Here is a 24,166-nt window from a genome sequence, read left to right on the forward strand (position 1 = left end):
ATGACTGAATCAACATATCGTATCCAGGGCGGAACCGGCGAATGGGAGGTCGTGATCGGCCTCGAGGTCCACGCCCAGATCACCTCCGAATCGAAGCTTTTTTCCGGGGCTTCCACCGAATTTGGCGCCGAGCCGAATACGCAGGTCAGTCTTGTCGACGCGGCTATGCCCGGCATGCTGCCGACGCTGAACGCGGAATGCGTCCGTCAGGCGGTGCGCACCGGGCTGGCGATCGACGCACAGATCAACAAATATTCGCGCTTTGACCGCAAGAATTATTTCTACGCCGATCTGCCGCAGGGCTACCAAATTTCCCAGCTTTACCACCCGATCGTGGGTGAGGGCGTGATCCAGATTTCGCTCGATGAAAAAGATCCGGACGCCCACGGCAAGGTCATTGGTGTCGAGCGTATCCATATCGAGCAGGATGCCGGCAAGCTGATGCACGACCAGCATCCGACCATGTCCTATGTCGATCTCAACCGCTGCGGCGTGGCGCTGATGGAAATCGTCTCCAAACCGGATATGACCTCGCCCAAGGAAGCGGCGGCCTATGTCCGCAAGCTGCGTTCGATCCTGCGCTATGTCGGGTCATGCGACGGTAATATGGAACAGGGCTCTATGCGCGCCGACGTCAATGTCAGCGTGCGCAAACCGGGCGGCGAACTCGGCACCCGCACCGAGACCAAGAATGTCAACTCGATGCGCTTCATCCAGGCGGTGATCGAATATGAAGCCCAGCGTCAGGTCGATGTCATAGAGGATGGCGGTACCGTCGTGCAGGAAACCCGCCTGTTCGATCCGGACAAGGGCGAAACGCGGTCGATGCGCTCGAAGGAAGATGCGCACGACTATCGCTATTTCCCTGATCCTGACCTGTTGCCGCTGGAACTGGAAGATGATTTCATCTTCGACTGCAAGGCGAGCCTGCCGGAACTACCGGATGAAAAGCGCGCGCGCTACAAGAATGTCCTCGGCCTGAGCGCCTATAATGCCGCGGTCCTGACCGCAGAGCATGAAACGGCCCTGTGGTTCGAGGAACTGCTCGAAACCACCGACGAGCCGGAAAAAATCGCCAGCAGCGCGGCCAACTGGGTGACATCCGAACTGTTCGGCGCGCTCAACCGCATGGGGCTGAGCATTGAAAATAGTCCGGTTTCCCCCGCACAGGCCGCGGAATTGCTAGGTCTGGTTGCCGATGGCACCATCTCCGGCAAGATCGCCAAGCAGGTCTTTGAGATCATGCTCGAAACCGGCGACGGCGCGAAAAAGATCGTCGAGGAACAGGGGCTCAAGCAGGAATCCGACACCGGCGCGATCGAGAAAGTCATCGCCGACGTGATGGCCGCCAATGAAGACAAGGTCGCCCAGTATCGCGACGGCAAGGACAAATTGTTCGGCTTCTTCGTCGGCCAGACGATGAAAGCCATGCAGGGCAAGGCCAATCCGCAGGTGGTGAATGAACTTCTCAAGAAGACGCTGGGTTGATTCGTTCACAAACCCCACTTGCCCTCAACGCGCCTTTCGGCTAGGCGCGCGGGTCAATCGTACTTCGATAGGGTTTTGACGACTTAGCTGGGCGGGCGTGGCGGAATTGGTAGACGCGCCAGATTTAGGTTCTGGTATCTTCGGGTGTGGGGGTTCGAGTCCCTTCGCCCGCACCAAGTTAGTCGCAATATTTATCGAAATAACACCGAATATGAAGGCACCAAAGGATAGTCATGCAGATTGTTGAAACGCTGAACGAAGGTCTGAAACGGGCCTATGAAATCAAGATAACCGCGAAAGATATCGAATCACGCGTTGATGCCGAGGTCAAGAAGCTTGCCCCTCAGGTCAATATGCCCGGTTTCCGCAAAGGCAAGGTTCCGGCCAACCTGGTGCGCAAGATGCATAATGATGCGCTGATGCAGGACGCGCTGACCAGCTCGATCCAGGAAAGCATCGAGAAAACCCTGGCGGACAACAAGCTCCGTCCGGCGATGCAGCCGAACGTCGATCTTGATGAAGGCTATGAGCCCGGCAAGGACGCGAATGTGAAGCTGGATCTGGAAATTCTGCCGGACGTTCCGACACCATCGGTCGACGGCCTGAAACTCGAGCGGCTTCAGGTCGAAGCGGACGAGAAAACCGTTGACGAAGCGCTGCAGAAATTCGCGGAAAGCCAGAAGCAGTTCGAAACTGCCGCGAAATCCTACAAGGCGAAAGAAGGCGATCAGTTGCTGATCGACTTTGAAGGCAAGGTTGACGGTGTACCGTTTGAAGGCGGCAAGGGCGAAGGCATGGCGATCGAACTTGGTTCCGGCCGCCTGATCCCGGGCTTTGAAGACCAGTTGATCGGCAAGAAAGCCAATGACGAAGTGCTCGTCAAGGTAACCTTTCCCGACGATTATAATGTTGAAGACCTGAAGGGCAAAGACGCCACTTTCGACGTGGTTGTTGCCGAAGTGCAGAAGCCGAAGGTTGCGAAAGCCGACGACGAAATGGCCAAATCCATGGGTCTCGAAGGCATCGACCAGCTCAGCGAATTGCTGAAGGGCCAGATCGAGCAGGAACTGAACGGCCTGACCCGCACCCATATGAAGCGCAAGCTGCTGGACCAGCTCGCCGCCAATCATGATTTCGAAGTGCCGCCGGGTATGGTCGAAGCCGAATTCAACCAGATCTGGCAGCAGCTGGAGCAGGAAGCGGCCCAGGAAGAAGATCCGGAAGCGGCTCGCAAGGAAATGGAAGACGAGAAGGACGAATATCGCGAGATCGCCGTCCGTCGCGTTCGCCTCGGACTGCTGCTTTCGGAAATCGGCCAGGCCAATGGCGTCGAAGTCAGCCAGCAGGAAATGGGCATGCTGATCCAGCAGGCGGCCCAGCAATATCGTCCGGAAGACCGCGACCGGTTCGTCCAGTATATCCAGCAGGACCAGATGGCTGCAGCCCAGCTTCGTGCACCGATGTATGAAGACAAGGTTGTCGACTTCCTGTTTGACAAAGCCGAAATCACCGACCGCAAGGTAACGCGTGAAGAGCTGGAAGCTGCGATCGAGGCAGAAGACGAGGCCGAAGCGAAGCCGGCAGCCAAGAAAAAGGCGCCAGCCAAGAAAGCCGCTGCGAAAAAACCCGCCGCCAAGAAGGACGATGCCGAAAAGGCACCGGCCAAGAAGGCTGCAGCGAAAAAAGCGCCGGCCAAGGCCGCTGCCGATAAGGCACCAGCCAAAAAACCGGTGGCCAAGAAGCCGGCCGCGAAAAAACCGGCTGCCAAAAAGGCACCAGCCAAGAAATAATCTATCCCATCGGGATATTAAAAAAGCCGGGCAGGGTGAACCTGTCCGGCTTTTTAATGGGCTGCGATCAACCAGATATGGCTGTCGAATGAGATCCCCAAGGCTGGTTAGATGATGACCTCGCTAGCCTTGTCGATCACTGTACCGAGAATGCCATATTCCTTGGCTTCTTCGGTGCTCATCCAGTAATCGCGATCAATATCCTTGCGGACCCGCTCTACATCCTGTCCGGTTTCCTCGGCAATGATCCGGGCCAGACGCTCGCGCATCTTAACGATTTCCTGTGCCTGGATTGCGATATCCGATGCCTTGCCGCCGGCGCCGCCGGATGGCTGATGGATCAAGAATCTCGTATTGGGCAGGCAGAAACGCTGTTCTTTCGGAACGCCAAGGAAGATATGCGTGCCGGCGCTGGCCACCCAGCCGGTTCCGATCATCGCGACGGGTGAGCTTATATAGCGAACCAGATCGTGGATCGTGTCGCCGGATTCAACGTGGCCACCCGGGGAGTTCAGGAAAATGCGGATCGGATCGTTATTGACATGATCGAGATAGAGCAGCTGCGTCGACACACGCTCTGCCAGTTTCTGGTCGATGCCGCCAAAAATCATGATCGTGCGGGCTTCGAGAAACTTGGTCATCATGGCTCCGGGCAGGCCACCGGACTTGTTCTCGTCCTCGTCCTCTTCATTGGATAAGGGGGTGATTGGGCTGTTGTTGGTTATCATTCTTGACTCCGCAGATGGAAATTTAACGAGCACCGATCACGGAAGGATCAGCATTGCCTTGCAGAACATGTAGGGATAGCCGGGATAGTGCGCAATGATCGTCGTGCCGGCGAGCAATTTTTTCTCGGCGGCAATCATTCTCGTGCAAGATCGTTAAAGCCCTTGAACAATCCGGCGATAATCCCGATGTAGTGCCGACGCTGAAGAGAAGCGCAAAAGAGATAAAAACAGGACGACCTACAACATGCATGATCCGATCACAGACGCTCTAGTCCCGGTTGTTATCGAACAATCCAACCGTGGCGAACGCAGTTTTGACATTTTTTCCCGGCTGTTGCGCGAGCGGATCGTATTTGTCACCGGTCCGATCGAAGACGGGATGGCATCGATCATCACCGCGCAACTGCTGTTTCTGGAATCCGAAAACCCGAAGAAAGATATCTATCTTTACATCAATTCGCCCGGTGGCGTGGTGACCGCCGGCATGGCGATCCACGACACGATGCAATATATCCGTCCGCGCGTTGGCACGGTCTGTGTCGGTCAGGCGGCATCGATGGGCAGCTTCCTGCTGGCTGCGGGTGAACCGGGCATGCGCATGGCGACCACCAACGCACGGATCATGGTCCACCAGCCGTCCGGCGGCGCCCAGGGCATGGCTTCCGATATCGAGATCCAGGCTAAGGAAATCCTGCGTATCCGGTCGAGCATGAATGCGCTGTACGCGAAATATACCGGCAAATCGGTAGAAGAGATCGAAAAGGCCATGGATCGCGATACCTTCCTGGAAGCGAACGAGGCCAAGGCGTTCGGTATTGTCGACGAAGTCTATGACAAGCGCCCGGTGCCAAGCGACGGGGACAAATAAGCGCGTTGCCTCACCCGGGTAGACATCAGCAATATGGTTGACAGGCTTGCATATACGCCGAAAGGGCGGGTAAAAAGCTGTGGCAATTTGGAATTTGACGGTTAGATTACAATAATCGCCGGTTTAAAGGACTTTTTATGACGAAATTGACGGGATCTGATTCGAAGAGCACCCTTTATTGCTCCTTCTGCGGAAAATCCCAGCATGAAGTCCGCAAGCTGATTGCCGGACCGACGGTTTTTATCTGCGATGAATGTGTCGAGCTGTGCAACGACATCATCCGCGAGGAGACCAAGGGCGCCGTCACCGGTCGCAAGGACGGCGAAGTGCCGTCGCCGCAGGAAATCTGCGATGTTCTGAACGATTATGTGATCGGCCAGAACCGCGCGAAACGGGTTCTCTCGGTTGCCGTCCACAATCACTATAAGCGCCTCAACCACGCTGCGAAATCCGGCGACATCGAGCTGGCCAAGTCGAATATCCTGCTGGTCGGGCCGACCGGTTGCGGCAAGACCTTGCTGGCGCAGACGCTGGCCAAGACATTCGACGTGCCCTTCACCATGGCCGACGCGACCACGTTGACCGAGGCCGGCTATGTCGGTGAAGATGTCGAGAATATCATTCTGAAACTGTTGCAGGCGTCCGACTATAATGTCGAGAAGGCCCAGCGCGGCATTGTCTATATCGACGAAATCGACAAGATCAGCCGCAAGGCGGAAAATCCGTCGATCACCCGCGATGTATCGGGTGAAGGCGTCCAGCAGGCACTGCTCAAGCTGATGGAGGGCACCACAGCCAGCGTTCCGCCGCAGGGCGGCCGCAAGCATCCGCAGCAGGAATTCCTGCAGGTCGACACTACCAATATCCTGTTCATTTGCGGCGGCGCATTCGCTGGTCTGGAAAAGATCATCGGTGACCGTCTCGAAGGAAAATCGATTGGCTTCGGCGCCCATGTTGCGGCGCCGGAAGAACGCCGGGTCGGTGAGCTGCTCGCTCAGGGCGAACCCGAGGATCTGCTAAAATTCGGTCTGATCCCTGAATTTGTCGGCCGTCTGCCGGTAATCGCAACACTCGAGGATCTCGACGTCGACGCGCTGGTGACCATCCTCCAGGAACCGAAAAACGCGCTGGTGAAACAATATCGCAAATTGTTCGAACTGGAAGACGTCGGATTGACCTTTACCGAAGACGCGCTGGTCGCGGTGGCCAACAAGGCTATCGAGCGCAAGACCGGTGCCCGTGGCCTGCGGTCCATTGTCGAGAATATCCTGCTCGACACCATGTTCGACCTGCCCGATCTGGAGGGCGTGGACGAGATCGTGATCGACAAGGATGTGGTCGCGGGAACAAAAGACCCGGTGAAGGTGATCGCCAAGGCGAAGAAGGAAGATGCGGCTTAGAAAATCCGTCTCTTTTCTCGGTTCGGCGTTGCAATCCCGACCAATGGATCAGACATCTAGATATTAAAGCGGTCGTGGCAATTTACCGGCTGCCCATGGTCATTTTTAACTTGAATGATCCTGGACATGTCTGCCCAGAAAACGCCCTCAGCTTGACGAGGGTTTGTTGTATCTACTAATGCGACCAGACATATCCCTTTTGAAGCCAACGCCCTGATTGTATCGATATAGGCTGTGGTGTCGGCGTTCTTTTGGAGGCGCACCACCACATATCTGCCCAAGCTATCCGGTCCGAGATTGTGAGGATCATCGTTGACCAGCTCAGTCGAGATGTCTTTCACCTCAACACCATTTTTAATCCAAGCGGCTTGAGCTTGGTCATAGTAGGGCAGTTCATCGATGAGATTTCTGTCAGTGAAAGCTGAACTTAAAAGCGTTGTGGTTAAAAGAACATTATTGGGTTCATCGGCGTTTCGATTGAAATCGTACCAAAGCGAATCGCCAAACATGAGGGTGGCAGAAACGCCGATAAGGATTTTGCGTTCAATTCTCATAAACGTGACGTTTTGTCCATAAATTCATTTATAGATACAGTTATCCAGCCTTTGGTTCCGCACCACATTGATCCGCGCCGCAATCGTGTTGCCATAGCGCCGGGTAAAGCCGCTGGCGCCGTTGACAGCGCGTTTCTTGGGCAGGGGCAGGGCCGCTGCGATGCGCGCGGCCTCGATCTTGCTCAGATCCTTCGCGTCCTTTTTGAAATAGCGCTGTGCGCCCGCCTGCACGCCATAAGTGCCGATACCGGTCTCGGCGATATTGAGATAGACTTCCATGATCCGGCGCTTGCTCCAGATCGTCTCGATCAGGAAGGTGAAATAGGCTTCCAGCCCCTTGCGGAAAAATCCGCCGCCCTGCCAGAGGAAGGCGTTTTTGGCGACTTGCTGGGATATGGTCGAACCACCCCGTATCCGCCCGCCCTGGGCGTTGCGCTGGATCGCCTTCTGGATTGCTTCGGTGTCAAAGCCGTTGTGGCTGCAGAATTTGCTGTCCTCGGCGGCAATCACGGCGCGTGCCATATTGGGGGAGATATCGCTGAAACTCGTCCAGTCCTTGGTAATGCCGTTTTCATCCAGAACCATGGTTGCGGTTATTGGCGGCGGCACAATTGCATAGATCCCGACCCACGCGACCGTGATCAGGATGAAATAAATCATGAATTTGAAGAGAAATTTTATCAGCCCCATAGCCGGAGCCTAAATGCAAAGCGCCCCGAAAACAATTTCTGTTTCGGGGCGCTCTGCTATTTTATGCCTTGGTCAGGATTTCTGATCAGTTCGCGGCAAGAAGCTGTTTTTCACCGGCAATCCGCAGCATCGCTTTCTGCAGCTTCTCGAACGCGCGAACCTCGATCTGACGAATGCGCTCGCGACTGACTTCATAGACCTTGCTCAGGTCTTCCAGTGTTTTGGGATCTTCCGACAAGCGGCGTTCAGCCAAAATATGCTGCTCGCGCTCGTTCAGCGAGCCCATGGCCTCGGTCAGCATTTCATGACGGAAATCGGCTTCCTGAGAAGCTGCAATCGCTTCATCGTGCAGCGGGCCGTCATCTTCCAATATATCCTGCCACTGGCCGCTGTCGCCGTCTTCGGACGATAGCGACACGTTCAGTGAGGCATCGCCACCCATCGACATACGGCGGTTCATATTGACCACTTCATGCTCGGCCACGCCCAGATCGGTGGAAATTTTCTGCACGTCTTCCGGCGACAGATCACCGTCTTCAAACGCATCGAGGTTATTCTTCATGCGGCGCAGATTGAAGAATAGCTTCTTCTGTGCGGCGGTGGTGCCCATTTTCACGAGGCTCCAGCTACGCAACACATATTCCTGGATCGACGCACGGATCCACCACATCGCATAGGTCGCGAGGCGGAAACCGCGGTCGGGTTCGAATTTCTTCACACCCTGCATCAGCCCGACATTGCCCTCGGAAATAAGATCCGAGACGGGCAGGCCGTAGCCGCGAAAGCCCATCGCGATTTTCGCGACAAGCCGCAGGTGCGAGGTGACAAGCTGGGCGGCGGCTTCCTGATCCTTGTGCTCAGAATAGCGTTTCGCCAGCATATATTCCTGTTCGGGAGTCAAAATAGGAAATTTGCGGACTTCCGAGAGATACCGGTTCAGGCTTGCGTCCCCCCCTAAGGCTGGGATTTTTGCCGGAACATTGCTACCATTAGCCATTTTCGTTCCTTCTTTGTTGTGCCTCCGGGCCTCATCAAGCACCCTTTGGTCAAAAGCGATATAAGGTGTGTTACCTATACACGCAACTTCATGAATAGTTCCTGCATATCGTCCGGAAAATCGATAGAAAACATCAATTTTTCGTCCGTTATCGGGTGAACAAATCCAAGACTAGCAGCATGCAGCGCCTGACGTCGAAATTGAATATCTTTTCGCCGGGAAAGTAATGATTTTCGACCAGCACCATAGAGCGGGTCACCAATCAGACTGTGGCCGATATGGGTCATATGCACCCTTACCTGGTGGGTGCGCCCGGTTTCCAGCGTACATTCGACCAGCGCAGCGCCGTCGAGCATTTCCTTGACCGTATAATGGGTCATTGCCGTCTTGCCGCGATCGTCTCCGACAACCGCCATTTTCTTGCGGTTGACGTTACTCCGGCCGATGCTTCCCTCGATCGTCGCCATGGGCGGATTGGGCCGGCCGTTGACAATCGCCAGATAGCGCCGCTCGATATCATGTTTGGCGAACAGGGCACTAAGTCCCTGGTGCGCGGCGTCGGTCTTGGCCGCGACCATCAGTCCTGACGTATCCTTGTCGATCCGGTGGACAATTCCGGGCCGGGAAACGCCGCCAATGCCTGATAGCTCGCCCCGGCAATGGTGGAGCAGCGCGTTGACCAGTGTACCGTCAGCATGACCGGCGGCGGGATGGACGACCAGCCCCGCCGGCTTGTTGACAATGATCAGATGCGGGTCCTCGAACAGGACGTCGAGTGGAATATCCTGTGGCTGGGCCGGCCCTTCGATCGGTTCGGGTATCGTGAGCGCGAATGGTTTGCCGGCCAGCTTCTTGGCCGAGGGGTCGGTGAAGACCGTTCCTTCCACCAGCAGATGTCCGCCAGCGATCAGCGATTTCACCCGCTCGCGCGAAAGCCCGTCCACCACCTCTGTGAGGGCGGCATCCAGACGCTGCCTTTTCTGTGATTCCGGTAAGGTTCCGGATATGGTAGATTGCCCCGCGTTCATCGCGTAGATGTGGGCCATGCAACTGTTTATATCAAGCGCCATCTTGGCGGAACTCCAGCGACTGGCCGAAGCCGGGAAACCGCATGAAATTTGCGGAATATTATTCGGTGACGACGGGCGGGTCAGCACTTATCGCCCAGCACCAAATGTTGCCGCCGATCCGCTGCGCCATTTCGAAATTGATCCGGCACTATTGATCGCCGCCGAGCGGGATCAGCGCGATGGCGGTGATACCATCGCCGGCTATTATCATTCCCATCCCGGCGGCAGCGTGCGGCCTTCTGCGATTGACGCGGGGTGCGCCGCAGCCGATGGCCGGATCTGGCTGATTTTGAACGGCCAGAATGCCGCAGCATGGCATGCGGTTGAAAACGGCGATATTTATGGCCGCTTCAACGCGATCACACTTGATTGCACCGGTGCAAAAGGCCAAACAGCCGCGGAATGAAATGATAGTTAAGGGCGTGTTGATATGTCGAATAGCGAAGTTGACCTGGCAGCATTGCTGTGTTCGAAAATATGTCACGATTTGCTCAGTCCGGTCGGAGCGCTCAACAACGGACTGGAATTGCTGGAAGGCGAAACCGACCCGGTGATGCGCGATCGCTGCATGGATCTGCTCGCGGACAGCGCCAGAGTATCGGCCAACAAGCTGAAATATTTCCGGCTCGCCTTTGGTGCTGCCGGCGGTTTCGGCGACAATGTCGATCCGGCAGAAGCGCGCCAGCTGATCGAATCGCTGCTCGGCGATTCGGGAAAGATCACCCTTGGCTGGGCCTTGCAGGGCGAGGCCTTGCCCAAGAAAGCGATCAAGATTCTCCTCAATCTCGCGCTGATTGCCAAGGAATCCCTGGTGCGGGGCGGACGGCTGGATGTCGGTGCCGAGCATGGGGACCTCGGTGTCGAGGTCGTTATCAGGGCAGAGGGGGACAAGATCGCGCTAGACGAGGGCATACGATCTGCCTTGGATGGTACGATAGCGCAGACCGATCTCAGCGCACGGACCGCGGGCGCGTGGATGACCCGGGAACTGACGTTGGAAAATGGCGGCGATTTGCGAATTTCTCCACCATCGACGACAGAATTGCTTTTGGGTGCTATTGTCACCGCCTGAGCTTCAATGGAAGGGCCTTTCATGGATGCGATATGGACGCCGTCTCCCAATTTTGACGAACGCCAGCTGCCGATAAGCATTCTTGTGATGCATTATACCGGCATGAAGGACGCGGCTTCGGCGATCAGCTGGCTGGCCAATCCCGAAGCCAAGGTTTCGGCCCATTATGTGGTCACCGAGGATGGCCAGATCGTCCAGATGGTCGAAGAGGAGAAGCGGGCCTGGCACGCGGGCCGCGGCTTCTGGCGCGGGATCAGTGATGTGAACAGCGCCAGCATCGGTATCGAAATCGTCAATCCCGGGCATGAATGGGGTTATGTGCCCTTCCCGGAAGAGCAGATGGATGCCGTCACCCGTCTTGCGCATGAGATCGTGCAACGGCACAATATCACCGCCTCCAATGTTATCGGCCACAGCGATCTTGCTCCGGCGCGCAAGCAGGATCCAGGCGAATTGTTCGACTGGGACCGCCTGGCGCGCCACGGTATCGCGCTGAAAAAACCGGCGGTGAAGCTGAACGACCCGCCCTGGACCGACGGCGGCTTCATGCTGGCGCTGGAACGGTTCGGCTATGATATATCCGACCAGACGGCCGCCGTTGTTGCGTTTCAGCGCCGTTTCCGTCCGGCAAATATCGACGGCGTGATCGATGGTGAGTGCCGCTCGCTGCTTTTGTCTTTAATGTTGGACAGAGAGCGTGGAATCACTAAATAGGGCGGACCAGAGGGTCGGCCAGCCGCGGCAGTTTGTCGAGGAAAGTCCGGGCTCCACGATTAAAAGGTGCCGGATAACGTCCGGCGGGGGCAACCCTAGGGAAAGTGCAACAGAAAGCAGGTCGCGACGACTTCGGTCACGTGACATTGAAAGGGTGCGGTAAGAGCGCACCGCGGGACTGGCAACAGGCCTGGCATGGTAAACCCCACCTGGAGCAAAACCAAATAGGGGCGGCATATGGCTTTTTCGGCTTGCTGCCCGGGTTGGTTGCTTGAGCCACGCAGCAATGCATGGCCCAGATGAATGGCTGGCTATTCCGTTTCGGCGGATGGACAGAACCCGGCTTACAGACCCTCTGGTATTTTCAATTTGATCGTTGAACAGCAAGCGGTCGGTGGTAAACTGACCCATGAAAAAATTTCTGCTCAGCTGTATTGTCTTTGTCGGCCTGTTCGGTGTCGAGCACCAGGCAGAGGCGAAATGTGCAGTCGCCCAGGGTGAGCGCGGGGTTGCGTTGCTCATCGGGATCAGCGCCTATGACGGTCTCAACTGGCCGATATTGGCGAATGCGGTCAATGACATAGACCATGTCTGCACCGCCTTCGCGAAGGCAGGGTTCGAGATCATCGACGTGCGCGATGCAAATATTGCAGAATTGAACAGCGCTGCCGAGGCGTTCGCAGCCAAAGCATCCAGAGCCGAAAGCGCCGTCGTCTATTATGCCGGCCACGGCTTTGAATATAATGGTCGCAACTTCATGGTGCCGGTCGATGCGCCGGCTTTCGCCTCCAGAGACGAACTGGATACCGAGTTCCTGCCGCTCGAGAAAATGCTGGAAGCAGCCTCGAAGGCCAGGAAGTTCAATCTGTTCTTCATGGATGCCTGCCGGACTCCGGATCCCGTTGTGCGCCTGAAAGACCTGAGCAGCGACGATCCCGACGGCGATGTGTCGCCGATGGGGTTGCTCGAGATGACGCAGGGCGCTGTCTTTTACTCTACCGCCAAAGGCAAGCCTGCCCTGGATGCGGCGCCAGTGGATTCCACGACCAGCCCTTTCGCCAAGGCGATCGCAAACAAGCTTGCCATTCCCGGCCTCGAACTTTCGGACTATTTCAAGCTGGTGTCGCGGGAAGTCTATTCCAATACCAGAGGACTGGATTTCGGGCCGCAACAACCTTTCCATTATGGCAGCTGGTTTGATGATTATTATCTCAATCAACCTGGTGTATCTTCGGACACTCCCGGTAGCACATCGTCTTTGCCGGTGGGTCCATCCCCGTCGACACTGAATATTCCGATGGACCGTCTGGCGATTGAAGACGAAACCATATTGGTGGGCGAGCTTCTCGGTGAGGTCGGTCTCGCCGACCTGACGCGGCTGGCGACAGAGGGAGACCCGCTCGCGCAATCGTTTTTGGGGTTCATGTACCATTTGGGCATCGGCGTGCGCAGGGATCTCGAACAGGCGCTGGTCTGGCTGGAAAAATCCGCGGCGCAGGGACACCCGGCCGGACAGACGGAACTGGCCTGGTATTTTCAGGAAAATCAGCCTGACAAGGCAAGCCGCGCACTGGAATTATACCTGCTGGCGGCTGCGCAAGGATATGCGAAAGCGCAATCACACCTCGGCTTCGCCCTATGGGAGGGGAAATTCGGCATTGTCGACAAAGAGCGGGCGATTGCACTGTTCCGCGACGCATCTGATCGCGGGCATCCCTATGCAACTTACGCGCTCGGCATCTATGGAAAGCAGATAGAAGAGTCCCTGCGAAAGCTGCGCTCGCTCGCCGATGGCGGTAATGTGGAAGGCAATAACTGGATATGCGAACTGCATTATCAGCAGGGACGTGCGGATCAGGTGGCCCAGGATTGTTCGCTTGCCGCCCGCGGCGGCTATGCCGGGGCAAGGGCAATATGGGCGCAGCTGCATCATTCCGGGCAGGGCATTCCCCGGTCGCCGGGTGAAGCGCGATACTGGGCGAAACTGGCGAGCAGTCAGGCGGAACTCGAGCAGCGACCCGATCTGGTCCGCGTTACCGCCAATATCTTGTCCAGTGACTAGCCGCTCGAAGAAGCTGGCAGTTAACTCCAGTCTTTGATAGAGTCACAATCATGCCCAAAGCAAAACGATCCGATAACTGGGGTTTTCCCCGCTGGGGAAGCTATGAAAGCTCCCGAGAAACGCAGCAGGTCAAGATTTGTGACCGCCACGGTTGTGACGAGCCCGGCAATTGTCCTGCGCCGAAATCCCCCAACAGTCCGGAGCGCTGGTATTTCTGCCAGACTCACGCGGCTGAATATAACCGGGGCTGGGACTATTTCGAAGGTCTGGACAAGGAAGAGCGCAAGAAGCGCGAAGCCGATGAACAGCGCGATGCCAATGCCTATCAGGAAGCCAAGCATTACAGCTGGATGGGGTCCGGCGACGGCAGCCGTTCGCGCGATGAAATGACCGCGCTGGAGATTTTCGACCTGACCCCCGATGTCGAATTCGAGACGGTGAAAAAGGCGTGGCGTTCGATGGCAAAGGAATATCATCCGGACGTCAATCCGGGCGATGAAGAAGCGGCAAAGAAATTCCAAGCCGCCCAGGCTGCGTTCGACGTTCTGCGTATCGCCGAAGAGCGGCGCGTCTGGAAACCGGTCTAGGCCCTGTTCTCCCGCGAAGGGGGAAACCATCTCCTACCGTCTGGACGATTACGGGCTCCGTTAGGCCACCAGACTATCAACGCGCGTGAACCGGTCAAAGTCTCCAAGTTCGAAGACCGGGAGACGGATCCCTGCATCCGCAGGAGAACTAGTTGCTCCGCAACCGCGACGCGGTCTGCTGGATCAGCGCGATCATATTGGGAATGCCCTGGGTACGGTTCGAACTGAGCTGGTTCTTCAGGTCAAACGGTTCCAGCAGCGCTGCTATGTCCGTATCGGTAATTTTCTCGGCAGTCTGGTTTTGCACGGTTTCCAGCACCAGTGCGATAATACCCTTGGTGATGGCGGCATTGCTGTCGGCCAGAAAATGTAGTCGGCCGTCATCCAGTTGCGTGGGATAGACCCAGACCGAGGCAGAGCAGCCGCGTACCAGCGTCGCGTCGGTTTTCAGCGCGTCCGGCATCGGATCGAGCTGCTTCCCGAGATCGATCAGCAGGCGGTAGCGGTCATCGGGTTCGAGAAATTCATATTCTTCGATCAGGTCGTCAATTTTGCTCATGGGCAGGGCGGTTAGCAGGGTCGGCGGCCAAGGTCACCCGTTTTAAGCGTCCGCCTTGAGCAAAGTCGCGAAGCTCTTGCGTGTCTCGATTTCGCTCGGCGCAAACGGGTCTTCTACCGCGTTACTAAAGCTCCACCCCCGCGGCAATGGCTTCCAGCTTGCGGATACGTTCCTTGAGGTCGGCAACCTCGATCCGCGATGTTGCGGTTGGTGGATTGTCCTCGCGCCGCTGCTCGATCTCGCGGGACTTGAGCGCGATCCAGTCACGCCAGCCCCGCAGGGCAACCAGCGCCACGACCGTCAGTCCAATCAGCGAAAAAGCCGCAGTGATCATATAAAAAGCAGGTTCTTGCATCATGCTTGTCCTTCCACTTTCCGGACCGACCTAGCGGTCCCGCAATTTCTCGATTTCGTTTTCCAGTTCCCGGGCGCCGCGATCGTCGGTGGCGATCTTCTCGAGTACCGCCACACGCTCTTTCAGATATTTGACATCTTCCTGCAGGCGGCCAGTGCCCTGGCTCGGGGCGGCGATCTCGTTGCCGTTCTGATCCTCGATAATGCCATGCTTCGCCCGATAACGGGTACTCAGCACTTTTCCGATCGTTATGACGATGATGATGGCAACGACCATTTCAAACGGATTCATTTATTCATTCCCTCTACGTTTCGCAGGCCCCGTTAGCGGCTGCGCAATTGTTCAATCTCGCTTTCCAGCTGCCGCGTGCTGTGGCCATCGGTCGTGATCTGCTCCAGAACCGCAACGCGGTCTTTCAGATATTTGAGCTCCTCGCGCATTCTCTCCGCATCGGCGTCATGGCTCGCGGGAAACTCGCCCCGCATCTTGATCAGCTTGCGCTGATGGCCGGTCCAGATGGCAAAGCCCGCTACCGCAAAGGCGCCAAATGGTATCAGCAGGGCAATTATTCCTTCCATTGTCTCTCTCCCTTCAATTCGTGCGCTTGTCGCGCAATTGTTCGATTTCCTGCGTCAGGCGGTGGCTGTCGTCGGTGACGATCCGCTCTACATTGGCGAGCCGGTCTTTCATCGAACCGATCTCGGCGCGCAGTTCGGCATTCTCGTTGGTCAGCAGCTTGACTCGTTCGACCGCCTCCTGGTCGGTTTTTGGATAGACCGACTTGCCCCACTGGTTCTCCAGTGGATAGCCGTTCTTGATCCGCATCCAGGTGGTCAGGACCCAGCCGCCGACGGCTATGGCCGTGACCGTTGCAATCATGGGGGCGAGAGTTGTGAGCAGGGCAATTTTATCGGGATCCATCAGTTTTCCTCTCTCAAGGCTTCGATTTCGTCAGCGGTGCGCTTGGCGGGATCGGTAGCGATCCGTTCGAGGACCTGCAGCCGCTCCTGCAGACGGTCGATCTTGCCGACCAAGGTTTCGTTTTCACTGGAAAGCAGCTCGATCTTGCGCTGTTCGTCAGGGTTGGTCCTGGTGGTTTTTCCTCCCCACTCGTCTTCCAGCTCATATCCGTGCTTGGCACGTATCCAGTTATTGACGATCCACCCGGCGGTGCTGATGGCGATGATCGCTATAACGAATTCGGGGCTTCCCCAATCCATAGTCTTTCTCCCTGTTCCGCTGGTTCAGCGCAGATTTTCAATTTCGTTCGACAGAGTCGTGTTCTTGCTGGTGTAGTAAAGTTCCATGTCGGCCAGCTTGCGGTCGATTTCCCGGAAGCGCGACTTGATATCGCGGGTCGTGCGGCGCGGTGACTGGCGCACGCCCTGCCAGAATTTCGTGTCTTCCGGATCGCTCAGATACATGCCGACCGGTTTCGGTTCGGATATTTTTGCCGCGACCCAGTAAGCGACCAGCGTCCACGGGAAGGCGAAGGTCACGGTCGCGATGATGGCTGCGAGCCGGACCCAGGCGACATTGATCCCGGTATAGTCGGCGATCCCGGCGCAGACACCGCTCCATTTTGCGCGCTGCTTGTCGAGATAGAATTTCGTGCGTGAGGAGCTCATGAGGGGTGCCTTTCCTTCTTCAGAAGCTCGTCAAAATTTTCGAGCGTTGGGGCTTGTTCGGCTTTCGAAGCCGGCAGGGCGGATTGCCGCCAGTCGGGGTTGTCCGCTGCCATAATCCGTTCGATGGTTTCCATCCGGTCGTCCAGACGGCGGGCCATGTGGTGGAGTTCTTCCAGCAAATGTTCGTCTTCATTGGTGATGGTCGCGGCGGTTTTCCATTTGGTCACATAGTGGAAAATCAACCAGGGGAGACCGATGAACAATGTTCCCATGACGATGGGAATGATGATCAGTTCTTCCTGCATTATGCGTCCCCTTTCTTCATGGCTGCCTTCATGGCTTCCAGTTCTTCATCGACCTTGTCGCTGGATTCCAGCGCCGCGATCTGGTTTTCCAGGCTCTGCGGTTCGCCGCCCATGCCAAGCGCGTCGGCGCGGCCTTCGGCAAAATCGACCTGGCGTTCGAGATATTCAAACCGGGAGAAGGCATCGTGGACCTTTTCACCATTATACATTTCGCGCAGCTTCACGCGGTTCTCTGCGCTTTCCAGTCGGTTGACCAGGCTGCTCTGGCGCGAGCGGGCTTCCTGCAGTTTCTTCTGCAATTTGGCGATATCGCCTTCGGATGACCGAAGCGAATCATCAAGGGTCTGGATTTCCGCTTTCAACTGATCGGCCATGTCGGCAGCCTTGCGCTTCTCGACGAGGGCTGCCTTGGCCAGGTCTTCTCGATCCTTGGAGAGCGCGAGCTGGGCTTTCTCGCTCCAGTCTTCGGTCAGATGGTCGAGCTTGTCGATATGACGGCGCATTTCCTTCTGGTCAGCGATGGTGCGCGCGGCAGAGGCGCGAACTTCGACCAGGGTTTCCTCCATCTCGAGGATGATCATCCGGATCATCTTCGACGGATCTTCGGCCTTGTCCAGCATGTCTGTGACGTTGGCGGCGATGATGTCGCGTGTTCTTGAAAAAATACCTGCCATGTACATACTCCGGTTAGGTCTGCGGTTGTGATTGAACTTGTTCGAACCTTCGTTCCGATCCTGCTCTACATCAACCTGGTGAATTTCAAAAGGTGGCCGGGACCTGACTTCGACAAGGGGGAAAGAAGGGGTCCCGGCCATTTTGTCTGTCACGCCGGATAACCTAGGTTAACGAAGCTGACAGCGGGGGACTCGGGCTGGTTTTTCACCATCGTACCTTCGGCCTGTGCGGGGCCGACGGCACTGATCAATATGACCGCGCTGAAAAGCAGGATCGAGACAATCGCGGAAATATCGGTGCGGCTCATTTTGTTCAGGGCTGGCATGGTGTTCTCCAGTAGTTGTGTTGCGTATATGAAACCAACATTGCAGAAGCCGTGCCAACTTCATTAAGATACTGTAATATATAGATAAATGAATTTTCTTGGCATGGATCGCATAGTATTAATTGCTATTTAGTGGGAATTCCCACTATATCTTGGCTATGGAACGCGAAGGTCAATTTGTCGGCGAATCGGGCGCTTTTCTCGACGCCGTGGAAAAAGCCAGCCGCGCGGCGCCGCTCAACCGTCCGGTGCTGGTGGTAGGCGAGCGAGGCACCGGTAAGGAGCTGATCGCGGAACGCCTGCATCGGCTCAGTATGCGGTGGGACGGACCATTTGTAACGCTCAATTGCGCGGCTATGCCGGAAACGCTGATCGAGGCGGAACTGTTCGGGCATGAAGCCGGCGCTTTTACCGGCGCCACCAAGGCGCGGGTAGGGCGGTTTGAAGAGGCCGACGGCGGCACCCTGTTTCTCGACGAACTGGGCACCCTGTCCACCGGCGCGCAGGAGCGGCTCTTGCGGGCGGTGGAATATGGCGAAATTACGCGGATCGGGTCGTCACGGCCGCAGCGGGTTGATGTCCGCATTGTCGCTGCCACCAATGCCGACCTGCCGAAAATGGCGGAGGACAACAGATTCCGCGCCGACCTGCTCGACCGGCTATCGTTCGAGGTGGTCACCCTGCCACCGTTGCGCGTTCGCGAAGGCGACATTCCGGTGCTGGCTGATTATTTCGGTCGGCGGATGGCGGCGGAACTGGAATGGCCGTCGTGGCCGGGCTTCGGACGGCTGGCGTCGGAAGCGCTGAACCGGCACGAATGGCCGGGCAATGTCCGCGAACTGCGCAATGTGACCGAGCGCGCCGTCTACCAGTGGAATGATCACGGCAGACCGGTCGATCATATTGTGTTCGATCCGTTCGAGTCACCATGGAAGCCACGAGAAATGCAGGCTAAACGGAAAAGTGAAGCGACGGAAGAGTCCGTTGCAGAAGCGGTGCCGGCACACGTCGAGACTCCAGTATCCGGTCTTGCCCTCGACGGAGTCGACGACATGAAGGCGGCAGTGGAGGCCTTCGAGAAACGGATATTGGAAGCAGCGCTGGCGAGGTCGCGCTACAATCAGCGGCAGACGGCCAAGGCGCTCAACCTGACCTATGACCAGCTGCGCCATTCGCTGAAGCGGCACGACCTTCTAGGCACATGAAAAAGGGGGCCCCGGGGCCCCCTTCACATGCTTCCAATTCTTCCATTTCTATCCGGCGTTGGCGTTTACCATGGTGTAGAACATCGGCAGCGAAAGCAGCACATTGGTGCGCGATGCCATCAGTGCAACCTTGCCCGCTGCGGCTTTCTCGTCTGCTGTCGCTTCGACAATGCCGAGAACTTTCTTCTGCTTCGGCCAGATAATGAACCAGACATTGGCCGCCATGACGATGGCGATCCACATGCCCACGCCGATCAGCGTGAATGGCTGCTGCAAAGTCATCGCCTGATGAACCCAGCCGCTGGCCCATGCGACGTAAAGACCGGTGATCACGGTGAGCAGGGCAGCCCAGCGGAAATAGAACAAGACTTTCGGCGCGATATGCTTGCCGACAGCCGGCTTCAGATCGTCCGGAATGGTAGGCATCAGCGGTACCTGTACAAAATTCAGATAATAGAGCAGACCGATCCACAACACCCCGAAGAACAGATGCAGCCAGCGACCGATAGCATTGCCGGTGACCATATCACCGTGCAGGCCGAACATAATCGCGACCGCAGCGATCACGCCGACAATCATCACCGCATTAAGATTTCCAAAAAATTTCGCCATTACATTCCCCCCGGATGATCCAATTTGCAATCAGACATTAACTTTATGCAACCCATAGGTCTATGTCACGAAAAAATGGCTTTTTAACCGCGCCTGACGATTATCGGAATATTTATGCTTGCATCTTTTATGCTATTGATGCGTTGAGGCACCACATCTCAAAAACTATGGAGAAAAGACGATATGGCTTTCGAACTGCCCCCGTTACCTTATGAAAAAACCGCCTTCGGCGACCTGATTTCCGAAGACACGTTCAACTATCACCACGGCAAGCATCATAACGCCTATGTAAGCAAGACCAATGACGCGATCGCCGGTACAGACCACGAAGGAAAAAAGCTTTCCGAAGTCATTGAGGCGGCCGACGGCGGTCTGTTCAACAATTCCGCTCAGGTCTGGAACCACAGCTTCTACTGGCTTTGCCTTTCGCCCGAGAAAAAGGAAATTACCGGCGAGTTGAAAGACCGGCTCGAAAGCAGCTTTGGTTCGATCGAAGAATTCAAAAGCAAGTTCAAGGAAGAGGCCGTTGGTCACTTCGCCAGCGGTTGGGCCTGGTTGGTACTGGACGGTGACGAGCTGAAGATCACTTCCTATCATGATGCCGACACGCCCGTCGTTCATGGCGTGAAACCGTTGTTCACGCTCGATGTCTGGGAACATGCCTATTATCTCGATTATCAGAACGCACGTCCGGACTATGTATCCGCACTGCTCGACAATGCGGTCGACTGGGACTTTGTTGCGCTGAACCTTGACGGAGACGGTGTCAGCCGCGCTGACCAGGGCTAAAGACCAACAGCAGAAATATATTCAAGCCGCGTCCTGACCTTCAGGGCGCGGCTTTTCTTCGACCGAAAAACCGTGCTTCATCAGCATCGGGATGTTGGCCATGGCAAAGATGAAGGAGGCGGCGGTTACACCCCAGACTTTGATGGTCAACCACCAGTCAAAGCTCAGCGTAGCCACCATCAGTTCATTGATAGCCGCCATGCCGGTAAAAAACAGCGCCCAGTTGCGCGAGAGTTTCAGCCAGCCTTCGTCGCTCAGTCCTTCAAACGCCGCCTGCAGCAGACTTTTCAGCATGGCCTTGCCGCGCAGCAACCCGCCAAATAATATGATTGCAAAGCCGGCGTAGATGATCGTCGGCTTGTGCTGGATGAATCGCGGATCATTGAAATAGATGGTGAGGGCGCCGAACCCGAGGATCAGGATCGCGGACATCCACATCATCGGCGAAATCTTGCCCAGCTTCCATTTCGATACGATCATCGCGATGACGATGGCGATCATGAAGGCGATCGTGCCATAAATTGCCGAGGTGATGGGATTGCCCTCGGGGGCACCGAATTTATAGACCAGAAAGAACAGCAGCAGCGGGCCGAAATCGAGCGCGAAGCTCAGGCCTCTGTGCTCTTTCGGAATTTCTTCAATTGCTGTGGCTTCGGTCATGATTCTATCCCGGCTATGGCTGCGGCCAGATCTTTGGCCTTGAAGGGGCGCAGGTCTTCTATTGTTTCACCAACCCCGATGGCGTGGATCGGCATTCCGAACTGTTTTGCTGCCGCCACCAGAACGCCGCCGCGGGCAGTACCGTCGAGCTTGGTCATGATAAGGCCGGTGACCTTGGCCACGTCCTGAAACACTTCAATCTGCGACAGGGCATTTTGTCCGGTCGTGGCATCCAGCACCAGCACCACATTATGCGGCGCTTCCGGATTGAGTCGGCCGAGCACCCGCCGGATCTTGTCCAGTTCGTCCATCAATTCGCTGCGGTTTTGCAGCCTTCCGGCTGTATCGACGATTAACACGTCGATCCCGGTGGCCGTTGCCTGTTTGACGCCTTCGTAAACTATGCTGGCGCTGTCGCCGCCTTGCGGCCCGCTGACAATCGGTACGCCCAGTCGTTCGGCCCAGACCTTGAGCTGCCCGATTGCAGCCGCGCGAAAAGTATCACCCGCCGCCAGCATGACGCCATAATCCTGTTCCAGAAACAGATGGGCCAGCTTGGCGATGGTGGTGGTCTTGCCCGAACCGTTGACGCCGATGACCAAAATGACCTGGGGGCGGGGAAAGGCGTCGATCTCCAACGGAACCGCTACCGGTTCCAGAATCGCGGTAATCTCGCGCTGGATGATTTCTTTCACCGCCTGCTCACTCAGGCCTTTTTCAAAGCGTTCGGTAGCCAATTTCTCACGGATCGAGGCGGCCGTAGCCGGACCCAGATCCGACATGATCAGCGCGTCCTCGATATCGTCGAGCGTGGCGTCATCAAGCTTGGCCTTGGTCACCAGCCCGGTCAGATTCTCGGTCAGCCGGGAGGATGTCTTGCTAAATCCGCCGAACAGGCGGTCTTTCCAACTGCTATTCTCGCTCACGCTGTCACTCTACCAATCAATTGTTTGTTTTGCATGCCGATAATCTCCACTGGCACGATCTGCCCCTTGCCAGCCGGTCGGTCGAGCTGCACGCGAGAGAAATTTTCCGCATATCCGGCATCGCCCGACATCTCGACCAACAGTTTCTGTTGCGTCCCGACGAGCGACTGCCGCCATTGTGCGGCGCGTTCCGTTACGCGATTGCGCAATATTTTCGCTCTTTCCCGAATGATATGCCCTTCGACCTGCGGCATCTTCGCTGCGGGCGTGCCCGATTTCGGTGAATAGGGAAATATATGCCCGTGAACTATGTCGCATTGGTCGACTATGGCCAGGCTGTTGGCGAACATGTTTTCCTCTTCGGTCGGAAAACCAGCGATGATATCCGCTCCTATCGCAATTTCCGGCCGTTTCGCTTTCAGCCGTGCGACCAGCGTGATTGCCTGTTCGCGACTGTGCCGCCGCTTCATCCGTTTGAGGATCATGTCGTCACCCGATTGCAAAGACAAATGGACATGGGGCATGATCCGTGCCTCACCGGTGAGCAAATCGAACAGCCGGTCGTCAATCTCGATCCCGTCAAGCGAAGACAGCCGCAGTCTTGGCAAGTCCGGCACGAATTTCAATATCCGCTCGACCAGCATGCCGAGAGTCGGCTCGCCCGGAAGATCCGGACCATAGCTGGTAACGTCGACGCCGGTGAGAACCACTTCCTTAAAGCCTTGGTCAACCAGCGCCTGGACTTGGCTGACGACTTCCCCCGCCGGGACGGACCGGCTGTTTCCGCGGCCATAAGGGATGATGCAGAAGGTACAGCGATGGTCGCAGCCATTCTGGATCTCCACGAAAGCGCGCGACCGGTCGGCAAAGGCGCCGACCATATGCGGCGCGGTTTCCGTGACCTCCATGATATCGGAAACCCTGATGTCCGGACGATTGCTTTGCAGGCCCAGTTTGAAATTGGCTGCATCATATTTGTCGGAATTGCCGACCACCGCGCTGGTTTCCGGCATGTCGGCAAACATGGCGGGGTCAATCTGCGCGGCACATCCGGTGACAATGATATTCTTTTCCGGGTTTTTCTTCTTGGCCCGCCTTATGGCTTGCCGTGTTTGCCGGACCGCTTCGTTGGTAACCGCGCAGCTGTTGACGATCACCAGATTGTCGCCGTCAATATTGCTGGCCGCAAGATTTTGCCGCAAAGTCTCGCTTTCTGCGATATTGAGTCGGCAGCCCATGCTGATCATTTCCGGTGCGTTCATCCGAACCGGTCCCAGTCCGCTTCGCCGGAAAAGACATAGGTGGTCGGGCCCTGCATCTGGATATGCTCGCCTTCCTGCCAGCTGATTGTGAGAGACCCGCCCGGCAAATTGACCTGTACCGGGCTGTTCACCATGCCGCGCCTGATCGCCGCCACGGCGGTGGCGCAGGCACCGGTGCCGCAGGCCCGCGTCAGGCCGACACCCCGCTCCCAGACCCGCAAATGGATGATTCCATCGGCAATATGGGCGATATTGACGTTGACCTTGTCCGGAAACAGCGGGTCGACTTCGATCATCGGTCCGAGGCGCTCCAACTCGACGCCATCGCTGTCATCGACAAAGAATATGACATGCGGGTTGCCGACATTGACGGTCGCGGGATTTTGCAAATCTTCCCAGCCGACCGGCATGGAAAGCGTATCCATGGCATAGGCAAGGGGAATGGACTGCCATTCGAAACGGGGCTTGCCCATATCGACAATGGCACCATCTTCGGTCGCATGGCCGGTAATGATGCCGCCGGCGGTCTCGATCCGTGTCTCGTCGCCGATCAGCTTGGCGACGCATCGGCTGGCATTGCCACAGGCCTCGACTTCGCTGCCGTCGGCATTGAATATCTGCATCCTCACATCGGCAACAGAAGACGGGCGCAACACGATCAGCTGATCGCAGCCGATACCGCTACGCCGGTCTGCGATGGCGGTCGCTATCGCGCTCGACAGGTTCATTTCCGTTTCGCGCGCATCGATGATGACAAAATCATTGCCCAATCCGTGCATTTTATGGAAGCGTCCTGTGGTCATGACCAGCGATTTAGGGATGCCGTTCCCGGGAGTCCAGCTATT

At 56.5% G+C, this 24,166-nt stretch carries 31 protein-coding genes, 1 tRNA gene and 1 other RNA gene; 13 read left to right on the plus strand and 20 right to left on the minus strand.

Annotated elements, in window-relative coordinates:
- The 3 genes from gatB to tig all read left to right on the plus strand — a co-directional run bounded on the left by gatB (nucleotide 1) and on the right by tig (nucleotide 3,278).
- A complete protein-coding gene (gatB, locus tag BOSE62_RS04180) occupies nucleotides 1–1,488 on the plus strand; it encodes an Asp-tRNA(Asn)/Glu-tRNA(Gln) amidotransferase subunit GatB (RefSeq protein ID WP_159642341.1) in 1,488 nt (495 codons plus the stop codon).
- A gap of 91 nt (nucleotides 1,489–1,579) precedes the next feature.
- A tRNA-Leu gene (locus BOSE62_RS04185) sits at nucleotides 1,580–1,664 on the plus strand.
- Between the two features lie 57 nt (nucleotides 1,665–1,721).
- Nucleotides 1,722–3,278, plus strand: a complete 1,557-nt coding sequence (gene tig / locus BOSE62_RS04190) for a trigger factor (protein ID WP_159642343.1) — start codon at nucleotides 1,722–1,724, stop codon at nucleotides 3,276–3,278.
- Between the two features lie 107 nt (nucleotides 3,279–3,385).
- On the opposite strand, the gene BOSE62_RS04195 is transcribed toward tig, so the two are convergent.
- Nucleotides 3,386–4,006: an ATP-dependent Clp protease proteolytic subunit gene (locus BOSE62_RS04195; RefSeq protein WP_159642345.1), complete on the minus strand. Its 621-nt coding sequence runs from the start codon at nucleotides 4,004–4,006 to the stop codon at nucleotides 3,386–3,388.
- A 244-nt stretch (nucleotides 4,007–4,250) separates the two neighbouring features.
- Between BOSE62_RS04195 and BOSE62_RS04200 the strand changes: the two genes are divergently transcribed.
- A complete protein-coding gene (locus BOSE62_RS04200; RefSeq protein WP_159642347.1) occupies nucleotides 4,251–4,874 on the plus strand; it encodes an ATP-dependent Clp protease proteolytic subunit in 624 nt (207 codons plus the stop codon).
- A gap of 137 nt (nucleotides 4,875–5,011) precedes the next feature.
- Complete coding sequence (gene clpX / locus BOSE62_RS04205; protein ID WP_159642349.1) at nucleotides 5,012–6,274, plus strand: ATP-dependent Clp protease ATP-binding subunit ClpX; 1,263 nt, start codon at nucleotides 5,012–5,014, stop codon at nucleotides 6,272–6,274.
- A 56-nt stretch (nucleotides 6,275–6,330) separates the two neighbouring features.
- Here clpX and BOSE62_RS04210 read toward each other — a convergent pair whose 3' ends face one another.
- The 4 genes from BOSE62_RS04210 to BOSE62_RS04225 form a co-directional block, all read right to left on the minus strand.
- Nucleotides 6,331–6,828, minus strand: a complete 498-nt coding sequence (locus BOSE62_RS04210) for a hypothetical protein (protein WP_159642351.1) — start codon at nucleotides 6,826–6,828, stop codon at nucleotides 6,331–6,333.
- Nucleotides 6,829–6,852: 24 nt separating this feature from the next.
- Nucleotides 6,853–7,518 carry a monofunctional biosynthetic peptidoglycan transglycosylase gene (mtgA, locus tag BOSE62_RS04215; protein WP_159642353.1) on the minus strand — a complete coding sequence of 222 codons (666 nt, stop codon included), beginning with the start codon at nucleotides 7,516–7,518 and terminating at the stop codon, nucleotides 6,853–6,855.
- An 85-nt stretch (nucleotides 7,519–7,603) separates the two neighbouring features.
- The gene (rpoH, locus tag BOSE62_RS04220) at nucleotides 7,604–8,515 is read right to left on the minus strand and encodes an RNA polymerase sigma factor RpoH (RefSeq protein ID WP_089134681.1); all 912 of its coding nucleotides are present in this window, start codon (nucleotides 8,513–8,515) and stop codon (nucleotides 7,604–7,606) included.
- Nucleotides 8,516–8,589: 74 nt separating this feature from the next.
- Complete coding sequence (locus BOSE62_RS04225; protein WP_159647887.1) at nucleotides 8,590–9,543, minus strand: RluA family pseudouridine synthase; 954 nt, start codon at nucleotides 9,541–9,543, stop codon at nucleotides 8,590–8,592.
- Between the two features lie 43 nt (nucleotides 9,544–9,586).
- Here BOSE62_RS04225 and BOSE62_RS04230 point away from each other — a divergent pair, with 43 nt between their 5' ends.
- The 6 genes from BOSE62_RS04230 to BOSE62_RS04255 all read left to right on the plus strand — a co-directional run bounded on the left by BOSE62_RS04230 (nucleotide 9,587) and on the right by BOSE62_RS04255 (nucleotide 14,020).
- The gene (locus BOSE62_RS04230; protein WP_236553822.1) at nucleotides 9,587–9,991 is read left to right on the plus strand and encodes a Mov34/MPN/PAD-1 family protein; all 405 of its coding nucleotides are present in this window, start codon (nucleotides 9,587–9,589) and stop codon (nucleotides 9,989–9,991) included.
- Between the two features lie 24 nt (nucleotides 9,992–10,015).
- Complete coding sequence (locus tag BOSE62_RS04235; protein ID WP_159642357.1) at nucleotides 10,016–10,657, plus strand: histidine phosphotransferase family protein; 642 nt, start codon at nucleotides 10,016–10,018, stop codon at nucleotides 10,655–10,657.
- Nucleotides 10,658–10,678: 21 nt separating this feature from the next.
- Nucleotides 10,679–11,371 carry an N-acetylmuramoyl-L-alanine amidase gene (locus BOSE62_RS04240; RefSeq protein WP_159642359.1) on the plus strand — a complete coding sequence of 231 codons (693 nt, stop codon included), beginning with the start codon at nucleotides 10,679–10,681 and terminating at the stop codon, nucleotides 11,369–11,371.
- A gap of 6 nt (nucleotides 11,372–11,377) precedes the next feature.
- An RNA gene (gene rnpB, locus BOSE62_RS04245) (RNase P RNA component class A) lies at nucleotides 11,378–11,734 on the plus strand.
- A gap of 46 nt (nucleotides 11,735–11,780) precedes the next feature.
- Nucleotides 11,781–13,433, plus strand: a complete 1,653-nt coding sequence (locus BOSE62_RS04250) for a caspase family protein (RefSeq protein WP_159642361.1) — start codon at nucleotides 11,781–11,783, stop codon at nucleotides 13,431–13,433.
- A 50-nt stretch (nucleotides 13,434–13,483) separates the two neighbouring features.
- A complete protein-coding gene (locus tag BOSE62_RS04255) occupies nucleotides 13,484–14,020 on the plus strand; it encodes a J domain-containing protein (protein ID WP_089132466.1) in 537 nt (178 codons plus the stop codon).
- Between the two features lie 148 nt (nucleotides 14,021–14,168).
- Here BOSE62_RS04255 and BOSE62_RS04260 read toward each other — a convergent pair whose 3' ends face one another.
- From BOSE62_RS04260 to BOSE62_RS04305, 10 genes are all read right to left on the minus strand, one after another.
- The gene (locus tag BOSE62_RS04260; protein ID WP_159642363.1) at nucleotides 14,169–14,579 is read right to left on the minus strand and encodes a SufE family protein; all 411 of its coding nucleotides are present in this window, start codon (nucleotides 14,577–14,579) and stop codon (nucleotides 14,169–14,171) included.
- 124 nt (nucleotides 14,580–14,703) lie between these two features.
- Nucleotides 14,704–14,934: a hypothetical protein gene (locus BOSE62_RS04265; RefSeq protein ID WP_089134678.1), complete on the minus strand. Its 231-nt coding sequence runs from the start codon at nucleotides 14,932–14,934 to the stop codon at nucleotides 14,704–14,706.
- A gap of 30 nt (nucleotides 14,935–14,964) precedes the next feature.
- Nucleotides 14,965–15,225 carry a hypothetical protein gene (locus tag BOSE62_RS04270; protein WP_159642365.1) on the minus strand — a complete coding sequence of 87 codons (261 nt, stop codon included), beginning with the start codon at nucleotides 15,223–15,225 and terminating at the stop codon, nucleotides 14,965–14,967.
- A 32-nt stretch (nucleotides 15,226–15,257) separates the two neighbouring features.
- Nucleotides 15,258–15,512, minus strand: coding sequence for a hypothetical protein (locus BOSE62_RS04275; RefSeq protein WP_159642367.1), 255 nt, complete (start codon nucleotides 15,510–15,512; stop codon nucleotides 15,258–15,260).
- A 13-nt stretch (nucleotides 15,513–15,525) separates the two neighbouring features.
- Entirely contained in the window at nucleotides 15,526–15,855 is a 330-nt protein-coding gene (locus tag BOSE62_RS04280) for a hypothetical protein (RefSeq protein ID WP_159642369.1), read from the minus strand.
- Complete coding sequence (locus BOSE62_RS04285) at nucleotides 15,855–16,154, minus strand: hypothetical protein (protein WP_159642371.1); 300 nt, start codon at nucleotides 16,152–16,154, stop codon at nucleotides 15,855–15,857. Before BOSE62_RS04285 ends, BOSE62_RS04280 begins: the two co-directional genes overlap by 1 nt.
- A 24-nt stretch (nucleotides 16,155–16,178) precedes the next feature.
- A complete protein-coding gene (gene pspC / locus BOSE62_RS04290) occupies nucleotides 16,179–16,562 on the minus strand; it encodes an envelope stress response membrane protein PspC (RefSeq protein ID WP_100094849.1) in 384 nt (127 codons plus the stop codon).
- A complete protein-coding gene (gene pspB / locus BOSE62_RS04295; RefSeq protein WP_100094848.1) occupies nucleotides 16,559–16,867 on the minus strand; it encodes an envelope stress response membrane protein PspB in 309 nt (102 codons plus the stop codon). The genes pspC and pspB overlap by 4 nt, the downstream gene beginning before the upstream one ends.
- Entirely contained in the window at nucleotides 16,867–17,541 is a 675-nt protein-coding gene (gene pspA / locus BOSE62_RS04300) for a phage shock protein PspA (protein WP_159642373.1), read from the minus strand. The genes pspB and pspA overlap by 1 nt, the downstream gene beginning before the upstream one ends.
- A gap of 149 nt (nucleotides 17,542–17,690) precedes the next feature.
- Nucleotides 17,691–17,867: a hypothetical protein gene (locus tag BOSE62_RS04305; RefSeq protein WP_159642375.1), complete on the minus strand. Its 177-nt coding sequence runs from the start codon at nucleotides 17,865–17,867 to the stop codon at nucleotides 17,691–17,693.
- 158 nt (nucleotides 17,868–18,025) lie between these two features.
- Here BOSE62_RS04305 and pspF point away from each other — a divergent pair, with 158 nt between their 5' ends.
- The gene (gene pspF / locus BOSE62_RS04310; RefSeq protein ID WP_159647888.1) at nucleotides 18,026–19,072 is read left to right on the plus strand and encodes a phage shock protein operon transcriptional activator; all 1,047 of its coding nucleotides are present in this window, start codon (nucleotides 18,026–18,028) and stop codon (nucleotides 19,070–19,072) included.
- Nucleotides 19,073–19,120: 48 nt separating this feature from the next.
- Here pspF and BOSE62_RS04315 read toward each other — a convergent pair whose 3' ends face one another.
- The gene (locus BOSE62_RS04315) at nucleotides 19,121–19,684 is read right to left on the minus strand and encodes a urate hydroxylase PuuD (RefSeq protein ID WP_159642377.1); all 564 of its coding nucleotides are present in this window, start codon (nucleotides 19,682–19,684) and stop codon (nucleotides 19,121–19,123) included.
- A 183-nt stretch (nucleotides 19,685–19,867) separates the two neighbouring features.
- Here BOSE62_RS04315 and BOSE62_RS04320 point away from each other — a divergent pair, with 183 nt between their 5' ends.
- Nucleotides 19,868–20,473, plus strand: coding sequence for a superoxide dismutase (locus BOSE62_RS04320; protein ID WP_159642379.1), 606 nt, complete (start codon nucleotides 19,868–19,870; stop codon nucleotides 20,471–20,473).
- A 21-nt stretch (nucleotides 20,474–20,494) separates the two neighbouring features.
- Here BOSE62_RS04320 and BOSE62_RS04325 read toward each other — a convergent pair whose 3' ends face one another.
- Genes BOSE62_RS04325 through dapF form a run of 4 tightly spaced genes read right to left on the minus strand, consistent with a single transcriptional unit; the run spans nucleotide 20,495 to nucleotide 24,124 of the window.
- Nucleotides 20,495–21,133: an inner membrane-spanning protein YciB gene (locus BOSE62_RS04325; protein WP_159642381.1), complete on the minus strand. Its 639-nt coding sequence runs from the start codon at nucleotides 21,131–21,133 to the stop codon at nucleotides 20,495–20,497.
- Nucleotides 21,130–22,059, minus strand: a complete 930-nt coding sequence (gene ftsY / locus BOSE62_RS04330) for a signal recognition particle-docking protein FtsY (RefSeq protein ID WP_159642383.1) — start codon at nucleotides 22,057–22,059, stop codon at nucleotides 21,130–21,132. The genes BOSE62_RS04325 and ftsY overlap by 4 nt, the downstream gene beginning before the upstream one ends.
- Nucleotides 22,056–23,321, minus strand: a complete 1,266-nt coding sequence (gene mtaB, locus BOSE62_RS04335) for a tRNA (N(6)-L-threonylcarbamoyladenosine(37)-C(2))-methylthiotransferase MtaB (RefSeq protein WP_159642385.1) — start codon at nucleotides 23,319–23,321, stop codon at nucleotides 22,056–22,058. The genes ftsY and mtaB overlap by 4 nt, the downstream gene beginning before the upstream one ends.
- Complete coding sequence (gene dapF / locus BOSE62_RS04340; protein ID WP_159642387.1) at nucleotides 23,318–24,124, minus strand: diaminopimelate epimerase; 807 nt, start codon at nucleotides 24,122–24,124, stop codon at nucleotides 23,318–23,320. Before dapF ends, mtaB begins: the two co-directional genes overlap by 4 nt.
- Between the last annotated feature and the right edge of the window lie 42 nt (nucleotides 24,125–24,166).

It is taken from the genome of Sphingorhabdus sp. 109 (assembly GCF_902506555.1).
Taxonomy (GTDB): domain Bacteria; phylum Pseudomonadota; class Alphaproteobacteria; order Sphingomonadales; family Sphingomonadaceae; genus Parasphingorhabdus.

Coding starts and splice junctions, on each gene's coding strand:
- gatB (WP_159642341.1), top strand. CDS start 1: ATGACTGAATCAACATATCGTATCCAGGGCGGAACCGGCGAATGGGAG.
- tig (WP_159642343.1), top strand. CDS start 1,722: ATGCAGATTGTTGAAACGCTGAACGAAGGTCTGAAACGGGCCTATGAA.
- BOSE62_RS04195 (WP_159642345.1), bottom strand. CDS start 4,006: ATGATAACCAACAACAGCCCAATCACCCCCTTATCCAATGAAGAGGAC.
- BOSE62_RS04200 (WP_159642347.1), top strand. CDS start 4,251: ATGCATGATCCGATCACAGACGCTCTAGTCCCGGTTGTTATCGAACAA.
- clpX (WP_159642349.1), top strand. CDS start 5,012: ATGACGAAATTGACGGGATCTGATTCGAAGAGCACCCTTTATTGCTCC.
- BOSE62_RS04210 (WP_159642351.1), bottom strand. CDS start 6,828: ATGAGAATTGAACGCAAAATCCTTATCGGCGTTTCTGCCACCCTCATG.
- mtgA (WP_159642353.1), bottom strand. CDS start 7,518: ATGGGGCTGATAAAATTTCTCTTCAAATTCATGATTTATTTCATCCTG.
- rpoH (WP_089134681.1), bottom strand. CDS start 8,515: ATGGCTAATGGTAGCAATGTTCCGGCAAAAATCCCAGCCTTAGGGGGG.
- BOSE62_RS04225 (WP_159647887.1), bottom strand. CDS start 9,543: ATGAACGCGGGGCAATCTACCATATCCGGAACCTTACCGGAATCACAG.
- BOSE62_RS04235 (WP_159642357.1), top strand. CDS start 10,016: ATGTCGAATAGCGAAGTTGACCTGGCAGCATTGCTGTGTTCGAAAATA.
- BOSE62_RS04240 (WP_159642359.1), top strand. CDS start 10,679: ATGGATGCGATATGGACGCCGTCTCCCAATTTTGACGAACGCCAGCTG.
- BOSE62_RS04250 (WP_159642361.1), top strand. CDS start 11,781: ATGAAAAAATTTCTGCTCAGCTGTATTGTCTTTGTCGGCCTGTTCGGT.
- BOSE62_RS04255 (WP_089132466.1), top strand. CDS start 13,484: ATGCCCAAAGCAAAACGATCCGATAACTGGGGTTTTCCCCGCTGGGGA.
- BOSE62_RS04260 (WP_159642363.1), bottom strand. CDS start 14,579: ATGAGCAAAATTGACGACCTGATCGAAGAATATGAATTTCTCGAACCC.
- BOSE62_RS04265 (WP_089134678.1), bottom strand. CDS start 14,934: ATGCAAGAACCTGCTTTTTATATGATCACTGCGGCTTTTTCGCTGATT.
- BOSE62_RS04270 (WP_159642365.1), bottom strand. CDS start 15,225: ATGAATCCGTTTGAAATGGTCGTTGCCATCATCATCGTCATAACGATC.
- BOSE62_RS04275 (WP_159642367.1), bottom strand. CDS start 15,512: ATGGAAGGAATAATTGCCCTGCTGATACCATTTGGCGCCTTTGCGGTA.
- BOSE62_RS04280 (WP_159642369.1), bottom strand. CDS start 15,855: ATGGATCCCGATAAAATTGCCCTGCTCACAACTCTCGCCCCCATGATT.
- BOSE62_RS04285 (WP_159642371.1), bottom strand. CDS start 16,154: ATGGATTGGGGAAGCCCCGAATTCGTTATAGCGATCATCGCCATCAGC.
- pspC (WP_100094849.1), bottom strand. CDS start 16,562: ATGAGCTCCTCACGCACGAAATTCTATCTCGACAAGCAGCGCGCAAAA.
- pspB (WP_100094848.1), bottom strand. CDS start 16,867: ATGCAGGAAGAACTGATCATCATTCCCATCGTCATGGGAACATTGTTC.
- pspA (WP_159642373.1), bottom strand. CDS start 17,541: ATGGCAGGTATTTTTTCAAGAACACGCGACATCATCGCCGCCAACGTC.
- BOSE62_RS04305 (WP_159642375.1), bottom strand. CDS start 17,867: ATGCCAGCCCTGAACAAAATGAGCCGCACCGATATTTCCGCGATTGTC.
- pspF (WP_159647888.1), top strand. CDS start 18,026: ATGGAACGCGAAGGTCAATTTGTCGGCGAATCGGGCGCTTTTCTCGAC.
- BOSE62_RS04315 (WP_159642377.1), bottom strand. CDS start 19,684: ATGGCGAAATTTTTTGGAAATCTTAATGCGGTGATGATTGTCGGCGTG.
- BOSE62_RS04320 (WP_159642379.1), top strand. CDS start 19,868: ATGGCTTTCGAACTGCCCCCGTTACCTTATGAAAAAACCGCCTTCGGC.
- BOSE62_RS04325 (WP_159642381.1), bottom strand. CDS start 21,133: ATGACCGAAGCCACAGCAATTGAAGAAATTCCGAAAGAGCACAGAGGC.
- mtaB (WP_159642385.1), bottom strand. CDS start 23,321: ATGAACGCACCGGAAATGATCAGCATGGGCTGCCGACTCAATATCGCA.
- dapF (WP_159642387.1), bottom strand. CDS start 24,124: ATGACCACAGGACGCTTCCATAAAATGCACGGATTGGGCAATGATTTT.